Source organism: Lacibacter sp. (assembly GCF_035299325.1).
GTDB lineage: Bacteria > Bacteroidota > Bacteroidia > Chitinophagales > Chitinophagaceae > Lacibacter.
Genome location: NZ_DATGWT010000010.1, coordinates 33,242 through 54,879, shown reverse-complemented (window position 1 = coordinate 54,879; position 21,638 = coordinate 33,242). Strand labels below are relative to the sequence as shown.

The following is a 21,638-nucleotide window of genomic DNA, read 5'->3' as shown; positions in this document are numbered from 1 at the left end:
GTGATATCGTTGCCTGCTTCTGAGATGGGAGATTTATTTGGTGAGATGTTTACCGTCACTTGAATCGTATCTGTAGAAAATAATCCGTCAGCATCAGTAACCGTTAACTCAAACTGGTAAACGCCATTGGTAAGATCTAATGCTTCTACTTTAATTGCAACAGGATCTGAAAAAACAGAATTCGGCGGGCCTGCAATTTTTCTCCAGGCGTAGCCAATTATATTATTGTCAGGATCGGTTGAACCACTTCCATCAAGCAATGTCTTATTTACCGGCAACGTAATGGTTTGATCTTGTCCTGCTCTTGCAACAGGAGGTCTGTTAGGTGCTGTCGCACTGTCAACAAGAATTTTCACAGTGTCTTTTGCAAACAGTCCTTCATTATCCACCACTTTCAATTCAAAACTATATACACCGGGAACTAATTTATTTACGAGGGTTTTACTTGCTGTTGTGTCTTTTATTGAAAACAAAGACGGGCCTGCAATTTTTTTCCATAACCATTCTGTTATTCTACCATCAGGATCAGTAGAAGCACTTCCATCGAGCAAGGTACTGTCGTTTGGCAATTTGATCGTTTTATCAGCGCCGGCTTTAGCGATTGGCGGCTGATTCTCTCCTTTGCAATTTTCGCAGGAATATTCCGGCTTGCAGGCAACCTGCAAAACTAAAACCCACATAATTACAATGATTGAGAAAAAGAACCCGCCCTTCATCGAATAAACATACAATTTTAAGAGCAAGGAAGCAAGTGCACACCCAGGCGGTCAAATCATTATCTTTCTTTAAAATTAAGTTTTAGATTAGCAACGCCTCAAAAGTTAGTAACAACCGACTAAAAACAATCGACATGAAAACAGTTTTTGATGCCGCAGTAAGAGATGAATTAGCAAGCAGGATCAATTCGCTAACCCTTCAAAACCATGCTCAATGGGGCAAAATGACTGTATCTCAAATGTTGAAGCATTGCATTTTGTGTGATGAGATGTTTTTTGGAAAGCTCGTGATAAAGCGTGTTTTTATTGGACGCCTGTTGGGACCAATGATGCTGAAGAAAGTACTGAAAGATGATCGTGGATTTGGAAGAAACTCACCAACAAGCCAATTGCTGAAAACCACCGGGCAAAATTGCGACATTGACCTGCATAAAAAAGAATGGATCAGTAATATTGAGCAATTTGCCGTTTACAATAATACCAACTTCATACATCCTTTCTTTGGCCCAATGACAAAAGACCAAGTAGGATTGTTTGCTTATAAACATGCCGATCATCATTTAAGGCAATTCGGCGCATAAGTAAAAACGAAGAAATACAGCCAATGCTCATAAGGGAATATGCAACAAACTGGGTTTTCGATTTTCAAACAATCAAAACAATATTGCAAGAAGTATTGCAGCACCTGCATGTAACAGTTGAACATGTTGGCAGCACCGCAATTCCCGGCTTATCAGCCAAGCCCATCATTGATATTGATATTGTATTTGAAAATAATGTAAGCTTCAGTGAAATCAAAAACAGGTTAGAAAGTATCGGCTATTATCACAACGGCAACCAGGGTATAACAGACAGAGATGTTTTTAAACGAAACAATGCATTAATCAAGCATCCTATATTAGATATCATTACCCACCACCTTTATGTTTGCCCTGCTCACAGCGAAGAGTTAAAACGGCATCTTCTATTCAGAGATTATTTGCGAACAAATGAAGAAGCAAGAATTGAATACCAGCAACTGAAGCTGAATCTTGCGGAAGAAGCTAATCACAACCAGAAAATTTATGCACAGTTGAAAGAAGAAAAAGCAAAACCTTTTATTGAACAGGTTCTTGTAACAGCTGCGTTGCAGCGTTTGGCCTAAGAGACTTCATAGTATATCACTCTCGTGTGCGATACCAATGAATGAAATCAGTTGCCGGAATTTCTGTAACTCCTAACTCCCGCATCATCGTCACTAACTGACCACGATGGTAAGTGCCATGATTAAACAAATGATGCGTAATCTGCCACACTGCTGAACGAAACGATTCGCCTTTCATGTTCTTATAATAAAACTCCCGTTGCAGATTTTCATCAGTGGTGGCGCTCACAAACCGCTCCCATTCTCCTGCCTGTTGCAGCAAGCCGTTTATTGCTTCTTTCATGGTTGGATTGAATTGTTTGCTGGGTATCACCATTTGCTGATGCCCTTCCATCCGTTGCCACCAAATACTTTCCGCATCCCATAAATGGAGAATAGTTGCGTACAAATTCGGGAAACTGCTTTTCACAATCTGCTGATGTAAATGCTCATCCATTTTAAGGATGGCATCTGTAAGCGTTTGATAGGCCCACCGATTATATGCAGCATAAGCTGAAAGTAATTCTTTCATATCAGTATGATTTTACAGCCCAAATTAATGAATATATCTTCTGCACGTCAAATCGCAAAGCACAGATTACGTACATTTATCCACGGATTACAAATAAAACGGCATATGGAATTTTCAACACGCATCATACACGAAGACAATATTAAAGATGGAAGCGGAGCGGTAATGTCACCCATTATTTTATCAACCACATTCGAACGTGGTGAAGATGGCATCAGTTACCCGGGAGGTTTCTTTTATTCAAGATACGATAACCCTAACCGTCATTCGCTTGAGCAAAAACTGGCGAAGATGGAAAACGGTGCAGGTTGTGTAAGTTTTGCATCAGGACTCGCCGCTGCAACCGTTGTATTTCAAAGTTTAAAAACCGGTGATCATATTATTTTGCCTGATGACACCTATTTCTCTATCCGTACTATTCTTGATACCATGTTCTCCGGTTTCGGTTTATCGTACACGTTAGTGGACATGACGGATCATGATGCGTTGCGAAAAGCAATTCAACCCAATACAAAATTGGTATGGACCGAAACACCGTCCAATCCGTTGATCAAAGTAACCGACCTTGCTGCTGTTGTAGCTATTGCAAAAGAACACAACTGTTTTACAGTTGCTGATAATACCTGGGCTACACCGTTCTATACGAGACCGACTGAACTTGGCGTTGATATTGTTTTGCATTCAACTACAAAATATCTGGGTGGACACAGCGATATTCTTGGCGGCGCTTTGATCTTTAAAGAGAAAGATCAACGTTACGATTTTATAAAGGCTTGTCAGAAATTAGGAGGTGCTGTTCCTTCGCCTTATGATTGCTGGTTGTTGTGCAGAAGCTTAACTACGTTTGTTGCACGGATGCCAATTCATTCGAACAATGCCATGCAATTAGCAACATATCTTGAAGCACATCCAAAAATTGAACGTGTGTTGTATCCTGGTCTTGCATCGCATCCGCAACATAAAGTGGCGGCACGCCAAATGACAAACGGATTTGGCGGCATGCTTTCCATTCTTGTAAAAGGCGATCGTGCAGCTGTATTAAGATTAGCAGATAAGCTGCAGTTGTTTACGCATGCAACAAGCCTTGGTGGTGTAGAGAGCTTAATTGAACACCGTAAATCAATTGAAGGCGATCTTTCACCAACACCTGATAATTTGCTACGCATTTCAGTTGGCATTGAAGATGTGAAAGATCTGATCAATGATTTTGAACAGGCATTAAAGTCTTTATAATATTCGTCTGACGGTTTATCACCGACGAAACATAAAACCAAAACATCACGCATGAAAAAAATCTTCTTTCTCTGCCTTGCAGTATTACTGCTGCAATCAGCAACTGCACAAACAACAGACAAGCGTCTAGCCGGTCTTGACACATTCATCAACCGCATTTTAAAAGAATGGAGTGCAGCAGGTGTAACGGTCGCTGTTGTTGAAAAAAACAAAGTGATCTTAGCAAAAGGGTTTGGTTATAAAGATTACGAAAATAAAGTACCGGTTACTGAAAATACATTATTCGCTATTGGCAGTTGCACCAAAGCATTCACATCTTCCTTGCTTGCTTTCCCGATGAAAGAAGGCAAGCTTGATTTAGATAAACCCGTTACACAATATTTACCGGAGCTTCGTTTTGTTGATGACGAATTGAACAACAACGTAACTGCAAGAGATATGATGAGCCACCGTACGGGCTTACCACGTCATGATCTGGCTTGGTATGGTGCGCCGACAAAAAGAGACAGTTTAATTTACATTATCCGGTATTTTGAAAAAACTGCACCGCTGCGCAGACTATGGCAATACAACAACTTTATGTTTCTTACACAAGGAGTGCTGGCAGAAAAATTAAGCGGCAAGAGCTGGGAAACATTAGTGAAAGAGCAACTGTTTACGCCCTTGAATATGACATCTTCTAATACTTCTATGAACGATCATGTAAAAGCGGCTGATTATTCATTTGGATATACCGAGAACAATGGCAAAGTAATGAAAATGAAATTCAAGAATATTGATGCCATTGGTCCTGCAGGCTCTATCAATTCCAATGCAAAAGATATGGCCAATTGGGTAATGATGTGGGTAAACGGCGGCAAGTTCAACGGCAAAGAAATTTTACCTGCTTCCTATTACAATCAGGCTATCAGTTCACAAATGGTTACGGGTGCTCTTTTGCCTACAAAAGAAATCCCGGATGTATTCTTCAGCAATTATGGTTTTGCCTGGTTTCTTGCTAACTATCGTGGACATTACCGTGTAGAGCATGGTGGTAATATCGATGGATTCAGCAGCAATACATCGTTCTATCCAACTGATAGTATTGGTATTTTTGTTTCAGTCAATCAAAATGGCTCACCTATTCCCGGCATTATACGTAACACAATTATTGACCGCTTGCTTGGATTAAAATACAGAGACTGGCAACGCACTCAAAAAAACGCAGTTGACAAAGCAAAAGCTGCGGCAAAAGAAAAACTGAAAGCCGACAGTACACAACGTAAGCTGGGAACAAGACCCACACATACAATTACTGAATATACCGGAACTTTTACCAACGAAGGTTATGGCACTTTAAAAATTGACTTGCAAAAAGATTCATTGATTGGCAAATACAATGGGCTCAACTTTAAGATCAAACATTATCATTTCAATTACTTCAACTTTATTCCGTACGATGAAGAATTGGGTACTGCCGAAGAAGATGATGCGATGAAAGGACAATTCAATATTAATCTCAAAGGCGAAATTGAATCATTGTCGTTGCCATTGCAGCCTGGCGTAAAAGATATTGTATTCACAAAAAAAGTAGAAACAATTGATGTTAGTAAAGCCGATCTTGAAAAATATGTTGGCGAGTATGAACTGCCGGGGCCAACGCTTGTAAAAGTTTATATCAAAGGAGAGAACACATTGATTGCATTTGTAACCGGCCAGACAGATTATGAATTAGTACCTGTAAAGCCCGATCTGTTCAATTTAAAAATTGCAGCCGGTTACAGTGTTCGTTTTGAGAAAAATGATGCAGGTGAAATCATTGCGTTATCATTTTTACAACCAAACGGAACGTTTAAAGCAACAAGAAAAAAATAAACTTCGTCGGTACGGCTGAAAGCCGTCAGACGTAAATCAATAGAAGTATGATTATCAGAAGAGCAGTAAAAGAAGATTGCCCCCGCTTACTGGAGCTTATAAAAGAACTGGCGCTTTATGAAAAAGCTCCGGAAGAGGTAACAGTTACACTGGAACATTTTGTTGACAGTGGTTTTGGAACAAATCCTGTTTGGTGGGCATTTGTTGCCGAAGAGAATGATCTTGTGCTGGGATTTGCATTGTATTATATCCGCTATTCAACATGGAAAGGACAGCGTATGTATTTGGAAGATATTCTTGTAACCGAACAGGCAAGAGGAAAAGGCATCGGTAAATTATTATTCGATCAACTCATTGTTGAAGCAAAAGAAAAAAATATGAGCGGTATTGTGTGGCAGGTATTGGAGTGGAATGAACCTGCGATTAATTTTTATAAAAAGTATAATGCGAATTTTGATCCCGAGTGGATCAACTGCAGCATCAATGTATAGCTGTTAGCTTTCAGCCATTAGCTGCGAGCAAAGGGCTTGCAGCTAATGGCTAACGGCTCAAGGATTTCTTAATTCACTCCTTCAACAACCATTTCTTTATTGATCTTTTGTACCAACCCTTGCAATACTTTTCCAGGACCCACTTCTGTAAACTTACTTGCTCCGTCAGCAATCATCGATTGTACACTCTGTGTCCAACGTACAGCACCAGTCAACTGATCGATTAAATTTTGTTTGATCTCATCTTTATCCAACACCGCTTTTGCAGCCACGTTTTGATAAATAGCACATTGGGGAGTATAGAAATTTGTGCTTTCAATTTTTGCTTTCAATTCTTCACGTGCAGGTTCCATCAGCGGACTATGAAACGCACCACCAACAGGTAATACCAATGCACGCTTTGCACCGGCGGCTTTCATTCGTTCGCAAGCGATGTCAATTCCTTTTAATGAACCGCTGATTACTAATTGTCCGGGGCAGTTGTAATTCGCAGGAACAACAACTTCACCTGTTTCTTCCTGCACTTGTTTGCACACTTCTTCCACTTTCTCATCTGCCAATGCAAGTACTGCTGCCATGGTTGAAGGATTGAGTTCACAAGCTTTTTGCATAGCTATTGCACGTACGCTTACTAACTGCAATGCATCTTCAAAACTCAATACTCCATTCGCTACTAATGCGCTGAACTCGCCTAATGAATGTCCGGCAACCATATCCGGCTTTGCCGATTCAATGGTTTTATAAGCAATCGCTGAATGTAAAAACACCGCCGGCTGTGTTACGTTCGTTTGCTTCAGATCCTCATCTGTTCCATTGAACATGATATCAGAAATACGGAAACCTAAAATTTCATTGGCCAATTCAAACAATCGTTGGGCCGAAACTCCTGCATCATACAAATTCTTTCCCATTCCACTAAACTGAGAACCCTGGCCCGGAAATACAAACGCATGCTTCATAATGAATATTTAATGGCCAAAAATAAAGAAGTCTGTTGCAATAATTACAACAGACTTGCACTATCAAAAAAAGAAAATTTAATTGAACTTACCAGAGATCAGTTTCAGAAACTCACTACGGGTGGCCTCTTTCTGAAATTCGCCGGAAAAAGCGGATGTAGTGGTGACTGAATTTTGTTTTTGCACACCACGCATCATCATACATAAATGTTGCGCTTCCACTACTACAGCCACACCCATTGGGTTCAAAGACTCCTTGATTGCTTCAAGGATCTGCGTAGTTAATCGCTCCTGTACCTGTAAACGGCGGCTATATACATCCACCACTCTCGCCAGTTTACTCAACCCGGTGATCCATCCATTTGGAATGTAAGCAATATGCGCCTTACCGAAGAACGGCAACATATGATGTTCGCACATGCTGTACAACTCAATATCTTTTACAATCACCATTTCACTTACTTCTTCGTGAAACTTTGCACTTTCCAGAATCGCTTTTGCATCCATCTGGTAGCCTTGCGTCATATACTGCATCGCTTTTGCAACACGCTCAGGTGTTTTCAGTAAGCCCTCCCTTTCAGGATCTTCGCCTAATAAATCTAAAGCACTCCTGTAACTTTCAATCAATCCTGAAGTAACCTTCTCTTCGTATTGTTCTGTTTTTTTATAAGCCATGGTCTAATTTGAAAATTTGTGAATTTGAAAATCAGAAGCCGCATACTCTCCCACATTTTCAACTATCAATTATTAAAATTTTATTTATGCCGGATACTCTACAAAATTTCTTGGTGTTTCATACAAACGTATCTGCAGTTCTTTTCCTGCATCGATATGCGGACGTAACAGATCATGAATCACAATGGCAATATGCTCTGCAGTTGGGTTCAGATGTTTGAACTCAACCGTATCAAGATTCAGATTCTTATGATCGAAACGTTCCAGAATTTCACTCTTTATTAAATCACTCAATACTTTAAGATCCATCACATAGCCGGTGTCTTTATCAGGCACACCGGTGATCTTTACCACCAGTTCATAATTATGACCATGAAACGATGGGTTGTTGCATTTGCCAAATACCGCATCGTTCCGCTCATTGGTCCATTCCGGATTGTATAAACGATGGGCAGCGTTAAAATGTTCGTGACGAAAGACGGATACTTTTTTTTCCATGACAGAAAACCTGATTACATTTTACCTGCCATGAACTTTCCTTAAAGCACCTTGCAGGGCGAGTGAAGAACTATAACAAGGTACGCCGCAAAAGGTTTATTCTCCAAAATATTCAACGTAAATGCGGGGCGTTTCGTAGAGTTTTATGCAGTGAAGCAGCACTTCAGAAGGCAGATGTGGTTGTAATTGTTGCCAGATGGCTTTTGCCAGATTTTCAGTAGAACACATTTTTCCCTGCATGAAATCAACATCCATATTCAGGTTCTTGTGATCGAGTTTTTCCAGCACATGAATTTTGATGAGCTCACTCAGTTTCTTTACATCAAACAAAAAACCGGTGTCTTCATTCACTTGTCCTTTAATGGTAACGAACAGATCATAATTATGCCCATGCCAGTTTTCGTTGGCACATTTGCCGAACATCGCTTCATTCTTCTCCAGGCTCCAGTCAGGATTGTAGAGTTTGTGCGCAGCATTAAAATGTTCTAATCGTGTTAAGTAAACCATTGCCTAACCCATCAAATTGTTGGGCCGCAAAGGTAATAAGAATGCTGCATTTTGATGTTATTCCTCGATTTGTTTTATTCTTCCCGAAATTTGCCCCATGAATTGTTTAGTTGTTTCAGCCACCGTATTGGAAATCAAACCCTTTATTCAACATTGCCGCACCACTAATAAGCTGGATTATATTGATTTACAGCTCGATTTCCTGGTTACAGGCGTTGGTTCTATCAATACCACCTATGCGTTGATGAAGCATTTACAGGTAAAAAAGCCAGATATCGTTATCATGGCTGGTATTGCAGGAGCGTTTGACCGATCATTGAGTTTGGGTGATGTGGTTGTAGTAAAACAGGAATCTTTAGCTGATTTAGGAGTGCATGAAAAAGATGGTTATAAAGATGTGTTTGATTTAAAACTGTTATCCGCCAATGAATTTCCTTTCAAACAAAAAAAGCTGGTGAATCCGTTTACCGTGTTGATGGAACGTACAAAATTGCCATTGGTGGGAAGTGTTACAGTGAATCAGATTACATCTGCCAAAAAAACAGCCAAACTTTATCAAACAAAATACAAAGCGAAGATCGAGAATATGGAAGGTGCTGCATTGCATCTCGTTTGTATGAAAGAAAATATTCCGTTTGTGCAGATCAGAAGTATTTCAAATTATGTGGGCGAACGTAACAAACAAAAATGGAAGTTGAAAGAAGCCGTGCAGAACCTGAATAAAGAATTGATTCGTTTGGTTGAAGGTTTATAAATAGTAATTCATGACAACTTACACACTTGGCTTTTCGCCTTGTCCCAACGACACGTTTATTTTTGATGCGTTGGTGAATGGCAAAATTGATACGGAAGGTTTATTGTTTGATGTGCAGTTGGAAGATGTGCAAACTTTGAATGAATGGGCAAAGCAGGGCAAACTTGATTTTTCAAAGATCAGCTACGGTGTTTATCCGCTCATTCGTCATCAATATAATTTATTAAAGAGCGGCGGTGCATTGGGCAAAGGTGTGGGACCCCTATTAATTACGAAGAACAATGCAGGGAGTACGAAGGTTGAAGAACTTCAGCAATTGGTGAATGATTCAATCATTGCAATACCCGGCACAAATACTACAGCTCATTTTTTGTTTTCACAAGCATTTCCCAACGCAAAACAAAAACAGTTCATGGTCTTTCATGAAATTGAAGAAGCTGTATTGAGTGGTAAAGTTGACATGGGTGTGATCATTCATGAAAACCGTTTCACTTATCAGCAGAAAGGATTGCATAAGCTGATGGACCTGGGTGAATATTGGGAAACAACAACCGGCTATCCGATTCCGTTAGGTGGTATTGTTGCACATCAACGAATTGATGTTGTGCTGCAGCAGAAGGTTAATCGATTGATCCGTAAAAGCCTGGAGTATGCATTCAGCAATTATCCGCTCATAGCAGATTATGTAAAACAACATTCACAGGAGATGAGTGAAGAGGTGATGCTCCAGCACATTGATCTGTATGTAAATAATTACTCGCTTGATTTAGGTGAAGATGGTATGCAGGCAGTAGAACAAATGCTGCAAGCAGCCACACAACATTCCTGATCTATTTCTTCAATGCTTTGCTGTACACCTCGAGACAACGTTTACGAGCAAATTCATGTTGCACGATCGGTTTTACATAATCAAAACCTTCAAACTCCGGAACCCACTTTCGTATATATTCCAGTTTGGGATCAAATTTCTGCGTTTGCAAATAAGGATTAAAGATGCGGAAATAAGGCGCTGCATCACAACCGCTACCTGCCGCCCATTGCCAGCCACCGTTGTTGGCAGCCAAATCAAAGTCCAACAATTTTTTAGCAAAGTATGCTTCACCCCATCGCCAATCTAGTAGTAAATGTTTGGTGAGAAATGATGCAACGATCATGCGTACTCGATTGTGCATAAAGCCCGTTGCGTTGAGTTCACGCATTCCGGCATCAACAATAGGATAACCTGTTTGTCCATCGCACCATTTTTGAAAATCATTTTCATCGTGCCGCCATTCAATAAAGTCATATTCTTTCTTGAATGCTTTTCCCTCTCCTACCTGTGGGAAATGCCAAAGGATCATATGATAGAAATCACGCCAGATCAGTTCATTCAAAAATCCTTCACTTAATCCTTGTGCTTCTCTTGCAAGGTCACGAATACTGATTGTGCCAAAACGTAAATGCACACTCAATCTGCTTGTTCCATCTATCGCAGGAAAATCCCTTTGCTCTTTATACTTTTTGATAATTTCTTTCCTTGTTTCAGCAGATGGAAATGGCAATCCAACAGCTTCAAAACCCATTTCCTTTAATGAAGGGATCGCTGCCGGTGATTGTTTGAAAAAATTCGTTGCGTACTCCTCCACCGGATAACTCTTCAAATAAAAATCATTGATTTTGGCTTTCCATTTGCGGCTGTAAGGAGTAAAGACCGTATAAGGTTTCCCATCATCTTTGAGCACTTCATCTTTTTCAAAAATAACCTGGTCTTTAAAAGTATGAAACGAAACACCTGCATCATTTAGTTGATGCTGAATGGCTGCATCTCTTATTTGGGCATACGGCTCATAATCATGATTGGTGAATACTTTATTGATTGAATATTTTTCAAGCAGCTTTGCAAACACATCGAGCGGAAAACCATAAGACACTTCCATGCTGCTGCCCATACTTTGCAGTTGCTCTTGTATATCTGTAATGGCATGATGAATAAATTCAACACGGCGGTCAGTTTTATCTTCCAGTTTATCCAGGATTGCTTTATCAAAAACAAAAATGGGCACAACAGGCAAACCATCTTTCAATGCATGATATAAAGCTGCGTTATCATGTAACCGGAGATCCCTCCTGAACCAGCAGATATTTACTTTCTGTTTTGCCATGTGCTTATAACGATCCTGCCAGCAGAATGTTTACGGAAATAAGGGAGAAATGAAGCGATTGAAAATAGTGGAGGCCTGCTGAAACTGATAAGTTCTGTCGCCCCATAGTTTTACCCATCGCAAACCATACATGGCATTGCTTAAGAAAATCTCATCGGCTGCAGCAATTTCATCGGGCAAATAAGCCCCTTCTTTTAGCTGGAATCCTGCATTACGAAGTTGTTCAAGGAGGAAACTACGCATCACCCCATTGACGCATCCTTCTTTAAGACCTGGAGTATGAATCATCCCATCCTTACTGAAAAACACATTGGCAATGGTGGCATCGCATATACGACCATGCTGGTTGAGCACCAAACATTCATTTAGTTTTTCAGCTTTTGCATATTGTGCTGCCAAAGCATACAGCAGATAATTATTGGTTTTAAGATTGGAGAAACTGTCGCATGATTTTCTTCCGGCTTCAAACAAGCCAATGTCCAACCCGTTTTCATTCATGCTGAATTCCTTTTTCTCCAATGGCCAGCATTGCACTAAGCAATGGAACGAAGAACTTGGCCTTTCCCAAATGCCACCTTCTCCTTTAAAAAAGGTAATCCGCACTCTTGCAGCATCCACACAATGATTTCGCTTTGCCACACGCAGAATCTCTTCCTTCAATTCTGCTTCGTTAAAATGCAGAGGTAATTCAAAATACAATTTGGACAACGATTCGCTCAGGCGTTTCCAATGCAAGCTCCATAACGGAATCTTTCCTTTATTTAAACGGATGGTTTCAAACAATCCTTCACCGTAACGAAAGGAACGGTTGTCAGGGTGAATACGCAGTTCATCTTCTGCAAAAATCTTCTGATCAAGGCTATAGTAAAGTGACATGCAAAGCGAAAGTAAAACAAAAAAAGAGGCGACACTTTTCAGTATCGCCTGTGCGGTTGGTTTTGGTTGAAAGTATCTTATCCTTCGATGATATTATGTTTTACAGCGTAGAGAATTAATCCGGCTGTAGATCTGGCCCCAATTTTCGATTTGAGTTTATCACGAATGGCTTCAACTGTACGTGGACTCAGATCAACGATATCAGCAATCTCTTTCGTACTCTTTTCCTCACACATCAAACGGAGGATATTGATTTCTTTATCGTTCAATTTCACGTCATGCCCCATCATTGCGTCGCCCTGACGTTTCATTTTCAGACCGTCAATCAATGCTTTGTTGGTAAGTGTGTTGAAGAAATATTCCTGTTCATGGCAGGTTTTGATCGCTTCATAGATCACTTCACTATCTGAATTCTTGGTTAAGTATGAATTTGCACCAAGCTCCATTAAACGGGTGATCATGGTATGCTCATCATGCATGGTAAGCATGATGATCTTAATATCTGGATAAAGCTTCTTTACTTCGGGGAGTGTGGCAATGCCATCCATAATGGGCATTTGTACATCAAGCAAGATAACATCGGGCTGAATTGACTTGAGCATGTTCAACAGATGCATGCCGTTATCGGCTTCAAAGATCACCTGAATATCCTTTTTCATGCCCAATGCTGTTTTAACACCGGCACGATACAGCACGTGATCGTCTGTGATAGCTACTTTGATTAAGTCAGTTGTCGAGTCGGCTGGTTTTACGGTTTTCATTGTGTACATAGGATATGTATGTTAAAGACAGAATACTATTTATCTGAGTGCAAGTTGTTAAATTTTTTGGTCATTTTCACAGGTAGTAGTACCTGACTTTAAAATTGTGGTTTTTACGGTCTTATTCGATTAACCGGTTTCGCATTCCGTACACAATAAGCCCGGCAATTGTTTTAGCGCCAACCCGGTTTTTCATGTTCTGCCGAATCGTTTCAATAGTACGTGGGCTAAGGAAAACGATCTTTGATATCTCCTCCGTAGTTTTGTCTTCCGAGAGTAATTTTAGAATCTGTAATTCCTTTTCTGAGAATTTTGTAGAGTTAGGATAAAACTGTTTTACCGTTTTTTTGTAATTCAGTTTCAGCAATACGGCCTGGTTTACCAGCTCGTTAAAATAAAAATCCTCGTTCATACATGTGAGGATTGCATCGTAAATTTCATTGGGGTCTGTGGTTTTTGTGAGGTATGCGTTTGCCCCCATCTCCATCATTTTACTCACCATTTGCTGATCATCATACATACTGAGTACAACAATTTTCACTTCTTCATATTCTTTCCTGATTAGCTGAAGAGCATTTATTCCATCTAGCTCGGGCATGCGGATATCCATTAAAAGGATGTCGGGCTTTTTGATGGTGAGCTTATGCATCAAATCTTTACCATCTTCAGCTTCCCAAATTAATTTTAGGTGAGGTCTGCCGCCGAGTGCCATTTTAATGCCATCACGAAAGATTTTATGATCGTCGGCTATGGCGAACTTAATGTTAGAATCAACAGACATGGGATATTGTGGTTTTTGAGGTTTCTGCAAAATACTCCAGAGTTTTCATACTTCAAAGAATACTAGATTCAAAAATGGGTTTAAACTTCGAAATTTTCAAGTAAGGTATGCAAAAGAAGGTAGGGGATTTGCCATTCCAATGGTATTCTCCACTAAAATAAGAACGGTTACTTGTACGCTTGCACACTTACTTAAGAGAATGTACATTTGTTTCAGGTATAGGATCTACACTGCAAAAAATTATTGAACGTAGTTCACACCATACCGCAAACCAAAGCACCGTTTTTCAGAATCTGCAAAACGTACGGTTACTAAGTGTTTTCACTTATGCACATTTTTTTCACACCGTACTACTACTTGCGCTTTATCCTTCGTTTATTCACGTTAATTTCCCATTTTTCAAATAGTAATTTTACGCAAAAACTATCGTAATATTGCTTTAGTCTAATTACTTATTTTCTGAATTATCAGATATAAAGTATTGGTTCAATGCAATTTATGACACTTTCTACTACTTATTCACATCGAAGGCTCTTGCATAGGCGCTCAAATTTTGAAAATTTACATTCTTAAACTTCACTTCTTAAACCTACAACTATGCAAAAAGAATTACTTCAAAAACCACAAGTCGAAACCATTGGTAAGCACATTGGCTTTGAAGCTGGTGAGGAAATGGCAAAACGCTTTTTCGACAAACACCCTGAGCAGCACTATGCTAATACAATGGGAAGAGAAATGATTGAAAAGATCCTTGCTCAACCTGGTTGTGCAGGTATCACAATTGTTCCCGGCTATAACGAGCAAGGCATCCGTCAGGCAATCTTGGTTGGTGTTGACAGCAACATGAACCCAATCTTAAACTACAATGTTGTAAAAGTTACTGGCGAATTGGAAACCGAAGAAGGTTTGGTAAGCGATCAGACATTTAAAACAGCTGGCTGGTAATTTATCGTGAGTTTAAACAAGTCTTTAAACTTCATTATATTTGACTCCAAAACTAATATTTGGAGTTTTTAGAAACAATAGCAAGACTTTCATTATTACTACCCTGTTTTCTCTTTTTTCTTCGTAAAAGAAGCCAAAGTAGAGAAAACTGGGTAGTTTTTTTATTTGTACTATTTTCGATTTTACAGCAGGCTGCATTTATCATTGGTGCTAAAACCGAGCACCCCGAAGTCGTTAAATTAATTAGCTTTTTTAACCCATTAACCTATCTGATTTTTATTTATTTCTTTTTTCAGCAAGTATTAGTTGGACCGATAAATAAAAAAGTAACTTTAGTTTGTACGATTACTTACGCCATCCTTCAATTTATTCCCTTTCTTTTTGAAACAACATCTACGATTACTTCAATTTTCACAACAGTTAATACAGTTTTCATCCTACTTTTTTGTTTGTTGTATTTTTTTGAACAAATACGTTTCCCAAAAACAATGTTCATTTATACCCAAAGTTCTTTTTGGGCAATTGTAGGTTTTCTGGTATTTACAGCAGGTACATTTTTCATATTTTGGTATAACAACATCATTAAACAATCGGAGGTTTTTGAAAATCAGTATATCATTATACATGCTTTGATTTTTATCATCAGGAATTTGCTATTTTCAATTGCCTTTGTCATAAAACCGGATAAGCAACCTTTAACAGACAGCCATTTATCCCTAACCTAAACGAACACTAACCAAAACCACTGCCACTACAAATGTTTTTTTTACAAGCCACAAATTCAACCAACGTAACCTATGTTGTGTACTTCGGCACATTCGGGATGTTGTTGCTGGCTATCGGCTTAATTGTGTTTATTGTTTTTCATCAGCGTAAGGTGATTTATTTCCAACTACGCATGAAAAAAATGCAGGAAGAACAGCAACAGATGATGCTGCAAGCTTCTATTCAAAGTCAGGAGGAAGAACGACAACGCATTGCTGCAGATCTGCACGACGATGCCGGCCCGCTTCTGGCAACTGTTCGCTTATACCTGAATGAAAACCTCATTCACCAGGATCAAGGCACACAATTGCAAAGCATTTATAATGCCAAACAAATTATTGATGACACCATTCAGTTGATAAGGAATATGTCTCACAGCCTCATTCCCCCCACATTGAAGAACTTCGGCCTGGAGAGTGCTGTAAATGATATGTTTCAAAAGATCAATGGCAGCGGATCGATCAGTGCAAGTGCAAGATTTCATGATTATAAGCGCCGGTTAAAGCTGGAGTATGAATTATCCATCTTCAGGGTATTACAGGAATTGGTAAACAATACGATCAAGCATAGCCACTCAAGCTTTATTCATTTAACTCAAAACAAAACAGATCAGTATATTTATATCCGTATGCATCATGATGGTGAAGGATTAACACAAACCGAATATGAAAAACTGCGGGATACTCCACAAGGCATGGGGTTGAAAAACATCTATAGCAGGGTAAAAATATTGAACTCGAAAATTCTGTTTGAAAAGGATCCTTCTAACACGTATTATAAAGTAACGATCGAGATCCCTATTGAAGCGATGTTATAACAACGGAAAACATTAACTTTACAATCCTTGATCTTATGAACCAGATTAAAGTTGCAATAGCAGATGACCACCAGATTTTCCGGAAAGGAGTGATTCTTTCTCTGAGGTCGTATACTAACATCAGATTTGTTCTTGAAGCAGAAAACGGAGAAGAATTATTAGCAGGTTTGGCCGAAGCCCAACCCGATGTAATTCTGATGGATTTACGTATGCCCGGCAAAGATGGAATTGAAACAACAAAGGCCGTGAATAAGCTTTATCCCAACATGCATGTGCTGGTTCTTACAATGTATGAAGATGAACGCTTTGTAACCCATTTGATGGAAAATGGGGCAAACGGGTATCTCTTAAAAAGCTCCGATCCTTCTGAAATAAAAAAAGCTATCTTTGAAGTATTTACAAAGGGATATTACCTCAATAATTTTGTAAACAGAATACTTCTCAAAAAATCGCACAATAAGGTTAAATCTATTCCTACTCTTAATAGCGAAATTCAGATCTCAGACAAGGAAAAACAGGTGATACGCCTTTTGTGTATGGAATACACTGCGCAGGAAATTGCCAAAGAAATGGAGATCAGCGCAAGAACTGTGGAAGCAATTAAAGACCGTTTAATGGAACGTTTTGGAGTTAAGAATTCTGTTGGGCTTGTTTTCTTTGCAATGAAAAATTCACTGATTGATTAAGCAACGAGCATTGATCGTATATGTTCCTGCAAAAGTGATTTCTGAAAAAACTCTTCAATATACTTCGACAGTTTAGGGTTCACTTTACCAAGTATTTCTAAATCTTTCATACCGAAGTCATAAGCTTTTTTTACAGCCTCACCGTTGTCTCCAAGCTCAATGATCATATTCTCATCGCCATTTTTTCGATCATCTTCGAGATCCTTGAAATCATCGAGTAATAAAACAGGCCTTGCTAAAGAATACCAGGTTGGCAAAAAAGACCTTACCCATTCATCAGAAACATCAAGATCAACTAATGTAAAAAGAAAGCTGTCTGACCGTGCAAGTGCTTTATGTTTCGTCTCAAACTCAAAATAAGAGGTTTCCTTTCCTGAAAATAAAGCAAAAAGATCTGCCGCCAAATGTTGCTGTTTTACTTTCCCATTCAACAAAACTTTGCACTCTGTAAGAAATTCTGAAAATGAAATTTCATTGCTTTCGTATCGGCCCACTTTATCAAAACCTTTCTCCATTAATGTTACGTGGTCATCTTGCAGCAAAACATCAGTTGAGATACCACATTTATGTACAAGGTCAAACATGAATGGAATTGCCTGAAAGCCAAAACCAAATGAAATATAGATACGTTTATTTTTCCAATAAGCATTTTCAGCTGGCACTTTCCGTTCGTTGGCAAAATAGTGAGCGATCTCACTATTTATTCCCATCTCTGATTCTAATTTTCGGGCTGTTATTACCATTTGGCTTAGGTTTAACGGTATCGGTCGTTAATTTAAGATTTTCTCTGTTAAGTACTGCGGAAACTGAATCGGAAATAACCCGAAGAAGATCGGGGCGACTCAGATAAAAATTATAGCTCCGCATAAACTCATTCTTAGTAACTCCGTGTATTTCGAACACTTTTAAAAAATACGCAGCATTTGCATCTTTAATTTTCAATGATGTGTCTTTAAATGACCTTTCAGTAGACAATGCATCTGCCAGCATTACATCAGTTAGTATGTTTTGAAATTTCTCAGGTCCAAGAACATTTGCCGGTGGCTTTTTGGTTTCGGAGCAGGCAACTACAGCAAATACACAAAGCATTAACAGCATTACTCTCATCGAAGTTCCTGTTTATATTTATTCGAATTGGTGACATCAAGCCGGCTTAATATCTCAATCACTTTTGCTTTTTCCTGCGGTGGCGCTTTTTTAAAGAGATTGATCAGTTCATCAGCCTTGCCTAACATAAAAAATTGCACGATCATTAAGTTAGGCGTTTCCCTGTTCAGGTTATCGAGGTATGCCAACGAGTTCATTACTTCCGTTCTTGCACCTGCTTCGTTTTCATACAAATAATCCATTCCCTTTCTGTAGTAATTATAATAGACATCATGGATTACAGTATAACGGTTATTGATCAGGTTTTCAGTAAGCCAATACCTGTTTCGATTATTATTTTCAAACGATTTCCATCCTGATATTTTACTGGCATCAGGAGCATTGTTAACGATATTGAGCGCTTTTTGAAAATATGGATTACCACCACGCAAAGAGAACGATTCATAATCAAATCCAACAATGATGTAAGCATAATATGCCATAACAGCTGTTAGATTTGAAACCAACGGATCTGAGCCTGATATACGATTCTCATTAAACTCCATCGGCTGCGATTCTATGTATTTAAAATCGAAGTTGGGATCTTTAAAGTTGATGATTGGCGATACATATGAGGTTGAATAAACCGGACGTGCAGCCTGGATGGTTATACTTGCCGAAAAAACATTTGGCTCACCCATACCTTCAAGATTAATAAGGATCTGGCAGTTGATCTTTTCGTTCTGTTTGAAATTATCTGCAGACCATCGACGGTTGTTTAGAAAAGTGGTGAGAGAAGCTTCAAGCGTACGAAATATTTTTCTGTCGATCGTTGTTGGGATTTGATTATCTACCACACGAACTCTTGCATTCAGCTCCTGCGCATTACTGAACCATGATAAAAAGCAAAATAGTAAAAGGAATAAGCCTTTATGCATGCATCAATTTTTTTATGGTGTCCACAATATCCTTTGCAACTTCTTTCTTCGTCTTTACTGTAAACGAATATTCCTGTTTGTTCTTGTCGAATATGGTGATTTTATTTGTATCACCACCAAACCCGGCACCTGCATCGTTCAGTGAATTCAGCACGATCATATCTGCATTCTTTGAGCTTAGCTTACCCAAAGCATATTCCTTTTCATTGGTTGTTTCAAGAGCAAAGCCTACCAAATACTGATCAGGCTTTTTCATATCGCCCAAAGATGCAAGTATGTCCTTTGTCTTTTTCAATTCAATTTGCATATTGCCCTCGTTCTTCTTTATCTTTTCAGCTGCAGTTTGTACAGGAGTATAATCAGCAACTGCCGCAGACATGATTGCCAGTTGAGAATCGGGGAAATGCTCTATACTTTTTTGATACATCTCTTCCGCACTCATTACCCGTATTAACTTGATAGAACTACGTGTTATTTGTTGAGATGATGGACCCAAAACCAAAACCACATTTGCGCCACGCATAGCCAGTTCCTCTGCTATCGCAATACCCATTTTACCACTTGAATGATTGCCAATAAATCTTACCGGATCAATTGCTTCGTAAGTTGGGCCAGCTGTTACCAAAACTTTATGGTCTTTAAATTCAGAGCCGGTCAAAAAAAAACCTTCTACTGTGTGCATGATACTTTCAGGCTCGGCCATTCGCCCCTCGCCAACAAGCCCACTTGCAAGCTCTCCTGCTTCAACAGGGATGAGATGATTGCCATAAGACTGAAGTGTGGTGATATTCCTCTTTGTTGCCGGGTGTTTCCACATGTCCTCATCCATTGCCGGAGCAATCATCACCGGACATGTTGCTGATAGATAAACAGCCAATAAAAGATTATCGCACATTCCATTTGCCATTTTAGCCAAGGTGTTGCAGCTTAATGGAGCAATTAACATCAGATCGGCCCAGCGTCCAAGTTCAACATGGTTTGCCCAGCTGTTCTCATCAAACAGATCGACAAGTACATTGTTCTTTGATAGTGTTGATAGCACAAGTGGGGATACAAAATCTTTTGCAGAAGGAGTGAGTATTACTTTTACGTCAGCACCTTCCTTAACCAGCAAACGCACCAGCAAAATGGATTTATAGGCAGCAATACTGCCCGTAATTCCTAAAACAATTTTCTTTCCCTGTAACTTCATCTGAAAATGAAAATAGAGTAAAATATTCAATAAAAAAACAGGAATGGCGGTCATACATTGACCGCCATTTAAATCATTTATTCAAGTATGAATTAAGAGAACAGATCATTCTCAGCTCTGCGATGATATACTTTATCATCTACAAATTCCTGCGTTGCAAGCAAAGCAGGGTTCGGCATTCTTTCGTAAGCCTTTGAGATTTCAATCTGTTCTTTATTCTCGTGAATTTCTTCGAGACTATCGGTATGACTTGCAAACTCTTCCAGTTTATTATGCAATTCTTCCTTTAAGGAAATATTGATCTGGTTGGCACGTTTAGCAATCACAGCAATTGATTCATATAAATTACCTGTTTTCGCCTTCAAGTCAGCCACATTTTTTGTTTCAACAACATTGCTGGTGTTGGCGCTAACTTTTCGTATCAGTCTGCTCATTTTTATTTGGTTTTAAATTATTTGAAGAAAGATTAAAATATTTTTCTGCGTCTTTTAAAAGCTTGCTCTCAGGGAAACGATCAACAAAATCATAGTACTCTTCTACCACCTTTTGAAAACGTTCTTTCTGCTTTTCCTCAATACTCATTTGAGCGTACTGATAATAAGATTTAATGATCATCAGCTTATACTCGTCTGCTCTTTTCGACTCAGGATAGCTATTCAGTAAGTTTGTGAAGGTAATTGCTGCTGCTCTGTGTGAACCTACGTTATAATAGAGTTCGGCACTTTTATATTCCTTCTCTTCAAGCTTTGCATAACATTCGTCAATAATTTTCCTGGCATCTTCGGCTTTTGAAGACTCTGGATAGTTATTAAGATGAGCCTGCATTGAACCTATTGCTTTCTGGGTAGTTGTTTGATCCAGATCTACACCGGGCGATTGTTTATAATAACAATACGCTCTCATATAATCAACCTCAGCTGCTTTTTGGCTTTTGGGAAATACTTCCAGGAAACCTTTAAAAAGATTTTCTGCACTCAGGTAGTCCTTCTGATAGAAGCCACAGTAAGCGTACTTATAATAAAGATCTTCAAAGCGTGGATCGTTCCTTAATAAGGGGAACAGATCTTCGTAAAGAATCTGTGCCTTACTGTATTTCTTGTTGGCATAGTATTGCTCTGCCATACCAAGCTTATACTCCACGTCTTTACTCTTGAGGATATTTGTAATAGTCTTTTTATTACACCCTGCGAGTGAGCCGATAACAACCACGAAAAATACAAGACGGATAATCAAATTCATAAAAGCCAGCAAAGTTAAGATTTTCAGGCAAATTAGGCCTATCCTTTTTCTGAAAGGGAAAGTCCCGGT

The 21,638-nt window shown here is 39.1% G+C and carries 27 protein-coding genes; 11 read left to right on the top strand and 16 right to left on the bottom strand.

The features are described 5' to 3' along the window. On the bottom strand, positions 1-680 hold a 680-nt coding region (locus tag VK159_RS07365), incomplete at its 3' end, for a PKD domain-containing protein (protein WP_324229485.1). A 170-nt stretch (positions 681-850) separates the two neighbouring features. On the opposite strand from VK159_RS07365, the gene VK159_RS07360 reads away from it, so the two are divergent. Further along, complete coding sequence (locus tag VK159_RS07360; protein ID WP_324229484.1) at positions 851-1,297, top strand: DUF1569 domain-containing protein; 447 nt, start codon at positions 851-853, stop codon at positions 1,295-1,297. A 23-nt stretch (positions 1,298-1,320) separates the two neighbouring features. After that, positions 1,321-1,860: a GrpB family protein gene (locus tag VK159_RS07355; RefSeq protein ID WP_324229483.1), complete on the top strand. Its 540-nt coding sequence runs from the start codon at positions 1,321-1,323 to the stop codon at positions 1,858-1,860. A 16-nt stretch (positions 1,861-1,876) separates the two neighbouring features. On the opposite strand, the gene VK159_RS07350 is transcribed toward VK159_RS07355, so the two are convergent. Continuing rightward, positions 1,877-2,371 (bottom strand): DinB family protein, encoded by a 495-nt coding sequence (locus VK159_RS07350; RefSeq protein WP_324229482.1) that lies wholly within the window; start codon positions 2,369-2,371, stop codon positions 1,877-1,879. 105 nt (positions 2,372-2,476) lie between these two features. On the opposite strand from VK159_RS07350, the gene VK159_RS07345 reads away from it, so the two are divergent. The 3 genes from VK159_RS07345 to VK159_RS07335 are packed head-to-tail and all read left to right on the top strand — an operon-like array spanning position 2,477 to position 5,949. Further along, complete coding sequence (locus VK159_RS07345; RefSeq protein ID WP_324229481.1) at positions 2,477-3,604, top strand: PLP-dependent aspartate aminotransferase family protein; 1,128 nt, start codon at positions 2,477-2,479, stop codon at positions 3,602-3,604. 51 nt (positions 3,605-3,655) lie between these two features. Further along, entirely contained in the window at positions 3,656-5,458 is a 1,803-nt protein-coding gene (locus tag VK159_RS07340; RefSeq protein WP_324229480.1) for a serine hydrolase, read from the top strand. Positions 5,459-5,505: 47 nt separating this feature from the next. Next, a complete protein-coding gene (locus VK159_RS07335) occupies positions 5,506-5,949 on the top strand; it encodes a GNAT family N-acetyltransferase (protein WP_324229479.1) in 444 nt (147 codons plus the stop codon). A 68-nt stretch (positions 5,950-6,017) separates the two neighbouring features. Here the strand turns inward: VK159_RS07335 and fabD are convergent, their stop codons facing one another. The 4 genes from fabD to VK159_RS07315 form a co-directional block, all read right to left on the bottom strand. Next, entirely contained in the window at positions 6,018-6,908 is an 891-nt protein-coding gene (fabD, locus tag VK159_RS07330; RefSeq protein ID WP_324229478.1) for an ACP S-malonyltransferase, read from the bottom strand. Positions 6,909-6,986: 78 nt separating this feature from the next. Further along, entirely contained in the window at positions 6,987-7,583 is a 597-nt protein-coding gene (gene folE, locus VK159_RS07325) for a GTP cyclohydrolase I FolE (protein ID WP_324229477.1), read from the bottom strand. An 84-nt stretch (positions 7,584-7,667) separates the two neighbouring features. After that, positions 7,668-8,081 carry a 6-pyruvoyl trahydropterin synthase family protein gene (locus tag VK159_RS07320; protein ID WP_324229476.1) on the bottom strand — a complete coding sequence of 138 codons (414 nt, stop codon included), beginning with the start codon at positions 8,079-8,081 and terminating at the stop codon, positions 7,668-7,670. A gap of 96 nt (positions 8,082-8,177) precedes the next feature. Continuing rightward, complete coding sequence (locus VK159_RS07315; RefSeq protein ID WP_324229475.1) at positions 8,178-8,588, bottom strand: 6-pyruvoyl trahydropterin synthase family protein; 411 nt, start codon at positions 8,586-8,588, stop codon at positions 8,178-8,180. Between the two features lie 97 nt (positions 8,589-8,685). Between VK159_RS07315 and mqnB the strand changes: the two genes are divergently transcribed. Continuing rightward, positions 8,686-9,342: a futalosine hydrolase gene (gene mqnB, locus VK159_RS07310; RefSeq protein ID WP_324229474.1), complete on the top strand. Its 657-nt coding sequence runs from the start codon at positions 8,686-8,688 to the stop codon at positions 9,340-9,342. A 10-nt stretch (positions 9,343-9,352) separates the two neighbouring features. After that, positions 9,353-10,171, top strand: a complete 819-nt coding sequence (locus VK159_RS07305; RefSeq protein ID WP_324229473.1) for a 1,4-dihydroxy-6-naphthoate synthase — start codon at positions 9,353-9,355, stop codon at positions 10,169-10,171. Position 10,172: 1 nt separating this feature from the next. Here the strand turns inward: VK159_RS07305 and VK159_RS07300 are convergent, their stop codons facing one another. From VK159_RS07300 to VK159_RS07285, 4 genes are all read right to left on the bottom strand, one after another. Further along, entirely contained in the window at positions 10,173-11,483 is a 1,311-nt protein-coding gene (locus VK159_RS07300; RefSeq protein WP_324229472.1) for a deoxyribodipyrimidine photo-lyase, read from the bottom strand. A 30-nt stretch (positions 11,484-11,513) separates the two neighbouring features. Continuing rightward, positions 11,514-12,359 carry an aminotransferase class IV gene (locus tag VK159_RS07295; RefSeq protein ID WP_324229471.1) on the bottom strand — a complete coding sequence of 282 codons (846 nt, stop codon included), beginning with the start codon at positions 12,357-12,359 and terminating at the stop codon, positions 11,514-11,516. 77 nt (positions 12,360-12,436) lie between these two features. After that, positions 12,437-13,120 carry a response regulator transcription factor gene (locus tag VK159_RS07290; protein ID WP_182806566.1) on the bottom strand — a complete coding sequence of 228 codons (684 nt, stop codon included), beginning with the start codon at positions 13,118-13,120 and terminating at the stop codon, positions 12,437-12,439. Between the two features lie 121 nt (positions 13,121-13,241). After that, positions 13,242-13,901 (bottom strand): response regulator transcription factor, encoded by a 660-nt coding sequence (locus tag VK159_RS07285; RefSeq protein WP_324229470.1) that lies wholly within the window; start codon positions 13,899-13,901, stop codon positions 13,242-13,244. Positions 13,902-14,498: 597 nt separating this feature from the next. Here VK159_RS07285 and VK159_RS07280 point away from each other — a divergent pair. Genes VK159_RS07280 through VK159_RS07265 form a run of 4 tightly spaced genes read left to right on the top strand, consistent with a single transcriptional unit; the run spans position 14,499 to position 17,114 of the window. Then, positions 14,499-14,846: a hypothetical protein gene (locus VK159_RS07280; protein ID WP_324229469.1), complete on the top strand. Its 348-nt coding sequence runs from the start codon at positions 14,499-14,501 to the stop codon at positions 14,844-14,846. A gap of 59 nt (positions 14,847-14,905) precedes the next feature. After that, positions 14,906-15,571 (top strand): hypothetical protein, encoded by a 666-nt coding sequence (locus VK159_RS07275; RefSeq protein WP_324229468.1) that lies wholly within the window; start codon positions 14,906-14,908, stop codon positions 15,569-15,571. Between the two features lie 32 nt (positions 15,572-15,603). Beyond that, complete coding sequence (locus VK159_RS07270) at positions 15,604-16,428, top strand: sensor histidine kinase (protein ID WP_324229467.1); 825 nt, start codon at positions 15,604-15,606, stop codon at positions 16,426-16,428. A 35-nt stretch (positions 16,429-16,463) separates the two neighbouring features. Next, positions 16,464-17,114 carry a response regulator transcription factor gene (locus tag VK159_RS07265; RefSeq protein WP_324229466.1) on the top strand — a complete coding sequence of 217 codons (651 nt, stop codon included), beginning with the start codon at positions 16,464-16,466 and terminating at the stop codon, positions 17,112-17,114. Here the strand turns inward: VK159_RS07265 and VK159_RS07260 are convergent. Genes VK159_RS07260 through VK159_RS07235 form a run of 6 tightly spaced genes read right to left on the bottom strand, consistent with a single transcriptional unit; the run spans position 17,111 to position 21,569 of the window. Further along, a complete protein-coding gene (locus VK159_RS07260) occupies positions 17,111-17,824 on the bottom strand; it encodes a hypothetical protein (protein WP_324229465.1) in 714 nt (237 codons plus the stop codon). The two genes, VK159_RS07265 and VK159_RS07260, sit on opposite strands and share 4 nt — an antisense overlap. Further along, positions 17,811-18,221, bottom strand: a complete 411-nt coding sequence (locus VK159_RS07255) for a DUF4296 domain-containing protein (protein WP_324229464.1) — start codon at positions 18,219-18,221, stop codon at positions 17,811-17,813. Before VK159_RS07255 ends, VK159_RS07260 begins: the two co-directional genes overlap by 14 nt. Then, complete coding sequence (locus VK159_RS07250; protein ID WP_324229463.1) at positions 18,218-19,138, bottom strand: DUF4835 family protein; 921 nt, start codon at positions 19,136-19,138, stop codon at positions 18,218-18,220. Before VK159_RS07250 ends, VK159_RS07255 begins: the two co-directional genes overlap by 4 nt. Then, positions 19,131-20,384, bottom strand: a complete 1,254-nt coding sequence (gene coaBC, locus VK159_RS07245; RefSeq protein ID WP_324229462.1) for a bifunctional phosphopantothenoylcysteine decarboxylase/phosphopantothenate--cysteine ligase CoaBC — start codon at positions 20,382-20,384, stop codon at positions 19,131-19,133. The genes VK159_RS07250 and coaBC overlap by 8 nt, the downstream gene beginning before the upstream one ends. Positions 20,385-20,422: 38 nt before the next feature. Beyond that, on the bottom strand, positions 20,423-20,764 hold the full coding sequence (locus VK159_RS07240) for a DNA-directed RNA polymerase subunit omega (protein ID WP_129130186.1): 342 nt from the start codon (positions 20,762-20,764) through the stop codon (positions 20,423-20,425). Then, positions 20,739-21,569 (bottom strand): outer membrane protein assembly factor BamD, encoded by an 831-nt coding sequence (locus tag VK159_RS07235; protein ID WP_324229461.1) that lies wholly within the window; start codon positions 21,567-21,569, stop codon positions 20,739-20,741. Before VK159_RS07235 ends, VK159_RS07240 begins: the two co-directional genes overlap by 26 nt. Between the last annotated feature and the right edge of the window lie 69 nt (positions 21,570-21,638).

Bases quoted from the DNA above. Each gene is read 5' to 3' on its own strand.
- VK159_RS07360 (WP_324229484.1), top strand. From the start codon at position 851: ATGAAAACAGTTTTTGATGCCGCAGTAAGAGATGAATTAGCAAGCAGG.
- VK159_RS07355 (WP_324229483.1), top strand. From the start codon at position 1,321: ATGCTCATAAGGGAATATGCAACAAACTGGGTTTTCGATTTTCAAACA.
- VK159_RS07350 (WP_324229482.1), bottom strand. From the start codon at position 2,371: ATGAAAGAATTACTTTCAGCTTATGCTGCATATAATCGGTGGGCCTAT.
- VK159_RS07345 (WP_324229481.1), top strand. From the start codon at position 2,477: ATGGAATTTTCAACACGCATCATACACGAAGACAATATTAAAGATGGA.
- VK159_RS07340 (WP_324229480.1), top strand. From the start codon at position 3,656: ATGAAAAAAATCTTCTTTCTCTGCCTTGCAGTATTACTGCTGCAATCA.
- VK159_RS07335 (WP_324229479.1), top strand. From the start codon at position 5,506: ATGATTATCAGAAGAGCAGTAAAAGAAGATTGCCCCCGCTTACTGGAG.
- fabD (WP_324229478.1), bottom strand. From the start codon at position 6,908: ATGAAGCATGCGTTTGTATTTCCGGGCCAGGGTTCTCAGTTTAGTGGA.
- folE (WP_324229477.1), bottom strand. From the start codon at position 7,583: ATGGCTTATAAAAAAACAGAACAATACGAAGAGAAGGTTACTTCAGGA.
- VK159_RS07320 (WP_324229476.1), bottom strand. From the start codon at position 8,081: ATGGAAAAAAAAGTATCCGTCTTTCGTCACGAACATTTTAACGCTGCC.
- VK159_RS07315 (WP_324229475.1), bottom strand. From the start codon at position 8,588: ATGGTTTACTTAACACGATTAGAACATTTTAATGCTGCGCACAAACTC.
- mqnB (WP_324229474.1), top strand. From the start codon at position 8,686: ATGAATTGTTTAGTTGTTTCAGCCACCGTATTGGAAATCAAACCCTTT.
- VK159_RS07305 (WP_324229473.1), top strand. From the start codon at position 9,353: ATGACAACTTACACACTTGGCTTTTCGCCTTGTCCCAACGACACGTTT.
- VK159_RS07300 (WP_324229472.1), bottom strand. From the start codon at position 11,483: ATGGCAAAACAGAAAGTAAATATCTGCTGGTTCAGGAGGGATCTCCGG.
- VK159_RS07295 (WP_324229471.1), bottom strand. From the start codon at position 12,359: ATGTCACTTTACTATAGCCTTGATCAGAAGATTTTTGCAGAAGATGAA.
- VK159_RS07290 (WP_182806566.1), bottom strand. From the start codon at position 13,120: ATGAAAACCGTAAAACCAGCCGACTCGACAACTGACTTAATCAAAGTA.
- VK159_RS07285 (WP_324229470.1), bottom strand. From the start codon at position 13,901: ATGTCTGTTGATTCTAACATTAAGTTCGCCATAGCCGACGATCATAAA.
- VK159_RS07280 (WP_324229469.1), top strand. From the start codon at position 14,499: ATGCAAAAAGAATTACTTCAAAAACCACAAGTCGAAACCATTGGTAAG.
- VK159_RS07270 (WP_324229467.1), top strand. From the start codon at position 15,604: ATGTTTTTTTTACAAGCCACAAATTCAACCAACGTAACCTATGTTGTG.
- VK159_RS07265 (WP_324229466.1), top strand. From the start codon at position 16,464: ATGAACCAGATTAAAGTTGCAATAGCAGATGACCACCAGATTTTCCGG.
- VK159_RS07260 (WP_324229465.1), bottom strand. From the start codon at position 17,824: ATGGGAATAAATAGTGAGATCGCTCACTATTTTGCCAACGAACGGAAA.
- VK159_RS07255 (WP_324229464.1), bottom strand. From the start codon at position 18,221: ATGAGAGTAATGCTGTTAATGCTTTGTGTATTTGCTGTAGTTGCCTGC.
- VK159_RS07250 (WP_324229463.1), bottom strand. From the start codon at position 19,138: ATGCATAAAGGCTTATTCCTTTTACTATTTTGCTTTTTATCATGGTTC.
- coaBC (WP_324229462.1), bottom strand. From the start codon at position 20,384: ATGACCGCCATTCCTGTTTTTTTATTGAATATTTTACTCTATTTTCAT.
- VK159_RS07240 (WP_129130186.1), bottom strand. From the start codon at position 20,764: ATGAGCAGACTGATACGAAAAGTTAGCGCCAACACCAGCAATGTTGTT.
- VK159_RS07235 (WP_324229461.1), bottom strand. From the start codon at position 21,569: ATGAATTTGATTATCCGTCTTGTATTTTTCGTGGTTGTTATCGGCTCA.